At 52.9% G+C, this 4,796-nt stretch carries 5 protein-coding genes; all 5 read left to right on the top strand.

Annotated elements, in window-relative coordinates; genetic code table 11:
• The first annotated feature begins 522 nt into the window (after positions 1-522).
• From ABTW62_RS13360 to cls, 5 genes are read left to right on the top strand one after another with little or no spacing between them, the layout of a single operon-like run.
• Entirely contained in the window at positions 523-726 is a 204-nt protein-coding gene (locus tag ABTW62_RS13360) for a hypothetical protein (RefSeq protein ID WP_430905071.1), read from the top strand.
• A 48-nt stretch (positions 727-774) separates the two neighbouring features.
• The gene (locus ABTW62_RS13355; protein WP_430905070.1) at positions 775-1,527 is read left to right on the top strand and encodes an OmpA family protein; all 753 of its coding nucleotides are present in this window, start codon (positions 775-777) and stop codon (positions 1,525-1,527) included.
• A 13-nt stretch (positions 1,528-1,540) separates the two neighbouring features.
• Positions 1,541-2,416 (top strand): hypothetical protein, encoded by an 876-nt coding sequence (locus ABTW62_RS13350; protein ID WP_430905069.1) that lies wholly within the window; start codon positions 1,541-1,543, stop codon positions 2,414-2,416.
• A gap of 10 nt (positions 2,417-2,426) precedes the next feature.
• Positions 2,427-3,197 carry a hypothetical protein gene (locus tag ABTW62_RS13345; RefSeq protein ID WP_430905068.1) on the top strand — a complete coding sequence of 257 codons (771 nt, stop codon included), beginning with the start codon at positions 2,427-2,429 and terminating at the stop codon, positions 3,195-3,197.
• A gap of 52 nt (positions 3,198-3,249) precedes the next feature.
• Complete coding sequence (cls, locus tag ABTW62_RS13340; protein WP_430905067.1) at positions 3,250-4,683, top strand: cardiolipin synthase; 1,434 nt, start codon at positions 3,250-3,252, stop codon at positions 4,681-4,683.
• Positions 4,684-4,796: the final 113 nt, after the last annotated feature.

The raw sequence follows: 4,796 nt of genomic DNA, 5'->3' as shown, positions 1-4,796 counted from the left end.
GATTCAGTGCGGAAATAGGGGATTTTGGGTGGTTTTGGGGGGAAAGCTGCGAAGTTGGGTTATCGTTATGGTGTCGCTTGAAGGAAATCTGTCGAGGTGAATGTGGCAGTTGAATGGCGTCTACACACAAGCCTTCAACCGTGCACGCAAAGAGAAATGCCAAGCTGCGCTCATATTATTCATCGTTCAATGACAGAAATGCAGGGATTGCAGCAGCTTATCAAACAGGCGACTATACAATGAGAGCGATAGCGGATGCATTCGGTCTGCATTATATGACTGTCAGTCGAATCGTTAAAAAATCTGGGATATGATATTTCATTGCAAGACCGACCCCCCGATTTACTGACCCCGCTTTACGCTATGAAATCACACATCCGCTGAGATTCCGAGCGCATGCGGCCTAAGTGGTGTATCGAGGTCTTGGTTTAGGAGCTGACCCGCTGCGGCAGAGCAGGTCGTGCGCTGCATGAGGTCGGCAAGCATGTGCGTTTATTCGATCCAAATGGAACGGGAGACTTCATGAAAATTTATCGCATCTTGGGGCAGATTGTTGGACTTTTATTGATAGTCACGTCGGCCACGGCTAATGAGCCTGGCAGTGATAATCCATTGGTCAGCCGATACAATGGTGCAACGATGCATGGCTACCTTGAACGCGAATATTGTTCGGTGTCCCTGCCTTCGGGCCCCATCCCCGGCGATGCCTACCGTAATCGCAGCTGATGGGATAGTGAGGTTCTTCAGGCAGTCGAAGTGCCTCTTGAAGGGCGCGTGACCTGGATTACCTATCAAGCGCCTGAAAACAAAAGCACATTGGAAATTCTGCGCAATTATCAGGACGCTCTTGCGGCTGGAGGTTATGAGGTGTGGTTCGAGTGTGCTGATAAAACAGGGTGCGGAAGGTGGATTGGCTCATATGTAAAAGATATCATTTTCCCTGATGTTTACTGGCGACAGCTGCGCAATGCCTTGCATCCTCCGGTGCTAGTGCGCGGCCATACGCGTGCATTGCTGGCCGGGCGTGAGGACGATGCCGGATCGGCCCATGTTTTCCTGTACATCATGGACCAGCAGCCACAATCCGTCATTCATCAGGTTGTGGTCGAAGGGCAGCCCATGCAGACTGGTCAGGTGCAGACTGGCATCCGTAGCGCCGATGAGCTTCAGGCATCGCTGACTACCGAGGGCAAAGCGATTGTGGACGGCATATTCTTCGAATATGACAGTGCCGAGATCCGGCCGGAATCGGCGGAAGCATTGGCGCAAATGGCCCGGTTAATGGAGATGAACCCTGGCATCGAAGTGCTGGTGGTGGGGCATACCGACAACCAGGGTAGCTTCGACTATAACGCCGACTTGTCCTTGCGTCGTGCCGCCGCCGTTCGTCAGGCGTTAGCGAGTAACTACGGTATAGCTATCGGCCGCATGATGGCCAAAGGAGCCAGCTTTATGGCTCCCATTGCCAGTAACGCCAGCGAGGCAGGGCGGGAACTGAACCGCCGGGTAGAGCTTGTACTCAGGTGAAAGGAGGCGCCTCATGAAACGGAGTTTGTTTTTACTTGGTAAGTTTTTAGTCCTGGCCATCGGGTTCATGATTGGTTTGCCGTACACGCTCCTGGCTGCCGACACGGAGGTGCCGATGCGGGGCAGTGAGATCAAGTTGTTCGTAAGTTGCGATGATTTCCAGGGCATGCCTTTCATACGGCCTGGCCAGACATTGAGCGGAGAGGACGGCTGGGATCTGCTTTCTGGTCATCACACCCCCAATTTTTCTTGCGCATGGCGCCAACAGGATGCAGCCCGCTGCCAGAGGCTCGGTTATCAGGTGACAGGAGGGCAATGGGAGCCTTGTTATGAAATGACGGATATCAGTCATGGTCCCGGCCGGCAACAGCAGACACGCAAGGAGGCAGAAACTGCTGTCCTCAACGAGCCGCTATCCAGCCAGGCCGCCGAAGTTCTCATCCGGGATTCAAGGCTGGCTGAATCGCAATATAGCAACGTTGTGATTTCAAAGCGTTCGGATAACAGTCCTATTGACTGGCAGTTCCAGATGTATGTGTTTACACCTGCCGAATGGTGGTTGCCGCAGGCCTCAAGGATTTATCTCACATACAGGTTCAGCCCGCCCGGATCGTCGCCACAGGTTATTGAGGCTGCTAAAAGTGCTTCCCCACCCGTACCAGCTGATGAGTCTGTAGTGACCTTTTTCCTGGATATGCTAAGGCCAGCCGAGTGCATCATTCCAACGGAGGCGTGTATCGTCAGGGATTTGCAAAGATCGCTTCAGGGGCTGGGTGATGCTGGCAATTATTTCCAGGGCCTTCAGCAGCAGGCAGAAGAGGCGCAGCGGAAAATGGAAGAGAAACTACGTGAGATCGAGTTTCAGTTGATGCCTGAGTCGGACGGATGAAGGGGGGTGGATGAAAGCGGTGACCGTCATCAGTATATGTACAGCGATATTGGTTCTTAGCGGCTGCGGTGCCGTGAGCGATGCGGATGAAAAAATTTTCGTGAACCATCGTCAACCTGACGAGCTCGAACGCCAATTCCTGTACCTGGCCCGCTATCTTGATTCTGCCAAGCCCTGCTTCCTGATTCATCCAAAGAGCTTATCAATAGGGCCGTTCAGCCCGGCCGGTACCAAAGTGAGCTTCATAAGAAGTATATGCTTTCGCGATGTCGCCTTTCATACAGGGGACAATACGCCCTGCCAACATGTACGCTCGGTGAGTACCTTTTTATACTCGGGTGACAAACTGAACGCCGCGTTCTGCCGTGAAACAGCAACTGGGCACGGGCGAGTATCCAATAACCTGAATATTCGGGAGATTGTAGCGCTGGCAGGATATTCGGAAAGCGACATTGATACATTTCTGGTCGCAGAAGGCCGCTTTTCAAGTGCCGAACGGGCCGCCTATTACCGGGATAACGAGCCCAGTGTGTTTTGGTTAGAAGTCATGGAGTATGTAATCGGCTCCCGGGAGTTCTTCGATCGAATCGAGACCTTGCCGGGTTTTGCCAGTGAACGAGATATCGAAGCGATGAAAAATGTTACTTGGCGGCCTCGCTTTCAGAAGGAATTACCGCCCCCCGAGGAAAGCTTGCCTAGCCTGCCGGAATTTCGGGTAAAGATCGAGTCTGCTATGCTACAAGACCTGACCCAGTTGCCGCTGGATCAGGATTTGGTCTGATGTATTTTTATATTCATGTTGATTTCTGCTGCCAATACAACCGGGAGCGACCATGGCCGTTTTAAAGCGACGTCTGTTGTGGGTAACGCTGGTGGTAGCGCACACGTTGGGTATCGTCTCTTCGGTCGATGCGCTCATGTCGACGCGCACAGCGCCGGGCGCCGTGGCCTGGATCGTATCTCTAAACACCTTTCCGTATGTGTCTGTACCCGCCTATTGGGTTTTTGGCGCCAATCGTTTTAATGGGTATGTGATCGGGCGCAAACAGGTCAATAGCCGTTTATATCGCGAACTTGCTCAAAAAATGTCGTTGGTTGAGTGCTATGCGACACCATTTCCGCCGTCCAAACAAAATTTTCAGGTGATGGAGCGCTTGGCCAAGATGCCGCTGCTGAGTGGCAATAATGTTGAATTGCTTATTGATGGCGAGGCGGCTTTTGCCAGTATTTTTGCCGGTATTGACGCCGCAGAACACTATTTGCTGGTGCAGTTTTATATAGTACGCGATGACGTCTTGGGGCGAGAGTTGAAACACCGCCTGGTGGCACGGGCCCGCGATGGCGTCAGGGTGTACTTTCTTTATGACGAAATTGGCAGTTACCGGCTGCCAAGTAGCTATTTGGACGAGCTGCGCGACGCGGGTGTTTGGGTGCGGTCGTTTCACTCTACCCGGGGTTCTGGCAATCGCTTCCAATTGAATTTTCGTAATCACCGCAAGATCGTTATCGCCGATGGGCGTTTTGGATGGGTCGGGGGGATGAATGTCGGTGATGAATATCTCGGGCAAGATCCACGCATAGGTGCCTGGCGCGATACGCATTTAAAAATTGAAGGGCCTGCGGCGTTCGGTTTGCAGCTGACTTATTTAGAAGACTGGCACTGGGCCAGTGGCGAAATCCTGGATTTGGATTGGCAGCTGCAAACCGTCGCGGACAATGGTGTGCCCATACTGATCTTGCCTAGTGGCCCTGCGGATCGTTTTGAAACCGCAAGTTTAATGGTACAGCACGCGTTGGCCACGGCCCGCCGACGTGCGTGGATCAGCAGTCCTTATTTTGTGCCGGATGAAGGCGTGCAGTCCGCGCTTAAACTGGCGGCTTTGCGCGGCGTGGATGTGCGCGTGTTAATTCCCGAACGCTCAGACAATATTTTGACCTACTTGGCCGCCTACGCATTTACTCAACCTCTGCTGGAAGCCGGTGTGAAAATATACCGCTACAACGCCGGTTTTTTGCACGCTAAAACGCTGCTAATCGACGAGGGCGCGTCAATGGTGAGCACAGTGAATTTGGACAACCGCTCATTTCGACTTAATTTTGAAATCAGCGCTTGGGTGTTCGATGAGACCTTTGCGCAGCGTATGGGAACGGTATTTGAACAGGACTTCGCCAACTCCCGAGAAATGTCGTCCACCGATATTCTCAACCAACCCTGGTGGTTTAAGGCCGCCTCACGAGCGGCCTATTTGGCCGCACCAGTGTTGTGAGCGGCGCAAATTCAATGGTAGGTCGCGGTGGGAATGGCGATTACCCGCACCTAAGCACAGGGTCAAGTCTTGGTTGCGGCTGGGCAATGTCGCACCAAGCACGCGCCAAGACC

This window comes from Nitrosomonas sp. ANs5 (assembly GCF_050584665.1).
In the GTDB taxonomy this organism is placed as follows: Bacteria; Pseudomonadota; Gammaproteobacteria; order Burkholderiales; family Nitrosomonadaceae; genus Nitrosomonas.
The sequence above is the reverse complement of the archived record's forward strand: the minus strand, read 5'-3'. Positions and strand labels throughout refer to the sequence as shown.

What these genes read in the sequence shown, in the direction of transcription:
- ABTW62_RS13360 (WP_430905071.1), top strand. Translation starts at nt 523, where the DNA reads ATGAAAATTTATCGCATCTTGGGGCAGATTGTTGGACTTTTATTGATA.
- ABTW62_RS13350 (WP_430905069.1), top strand. Translation starts at nt 1,541, where the DNA reads ATGAAACGGAGTTTGTTTTTACTTGGTAAGTTTTTAGTCCTGGCCATC.
- ABTW62_RS13345 (WP_430905068.1), top strand. Translation starts at nt 2,427, where the DNA reads ATGAAAGCGGTGACCGTCATCAGTATATGTACAGCGATATTGGTTCTT.
- cls (WP_430905067.1), top strand. Translation starts at nt 3,250, where the DNA reads ATGGCCGTTTTAAAGCGACGTCTGTTGTGGGTAACGCTGGTGGTAGCG.